The organism is Paracoccus wurundjeri (assembly GCF_030678915.1).
Classification (GTDB): domain Bacteria; phylum Pseudomonadota; class Alphaproteobacteria; order Rhodobacterales; family Rhodobacteraceae; genus Paracoccus; species Paracoccus onubensis_A.
The window spans coordinates 1-573 of record NZ_JAUUTZ010000066.1; the positions used below are offsets into that span (position 1 = coordinate 1).

The following is a 573-nucleotide window of genomic DNA, read 5'->3' on the forward strand; positions in this document are numbered from 1 at the left end:
TTAGGGTCAGGATCTGTAATTGCATAGCTCAGGCGGTGTTGATCCCTTGAGGGTTTCATGGATCTGTCCGCACTGACCGAGCCGAGGCTGGTCGTGCTGTATCGGGTCTCACAGAGGCGAACGTTGCATTGACTCGAAGCGGGCTTACGAGCCCATCTGACCACCTTCGCAGATCGTTCGTCCTGCGTTCCCTCTCGGGACACCACCCTCGGATCAGCTTTGACGCCTCACCGCTGGCAAACTCATTTTACCTTATCTTACGCTTGGAACAAGGTACCGTCGCGCAGCATGGCATGCATGATCACCGCGAGGCGGCGCGCAAGCGCAACACGAGCCTTCTTCAGGCCGCGGCGTCTGGCTATTTTCATGGCCCATGTCTTGAGGGTAAAAGTCCCTCGGCTGCGGGTAAGGATCGAGTTGGCCGCTTCGTACAGCAGTTTGCGCACTGTGCTGTCGCCTTGCTTGGTGATCCCGCCGGTCCAGTCGACCTCACCCGACTGATGACGTCGGGGCACCAGGCCGAAATACGCCCCTGCATTTCGTGATTGTCGGAAGCGCCCGGCCTCATCGACT

General features: G+C 58.8%; 1 protein-coding gene. It reads right to left on the reverse strand.

Translation table 11 applies throughout. From position 1 onward, the window contains the following. Positions 1 to 257 precede the first annotated feature (257 nt). A partial coding sequence (locus Q0601_RS24630; RefSeq protein WP_305292855.1) for a transposase occupies positions 258 to 573 on the reverse strand: 316 nt, incomplete at its 5' end.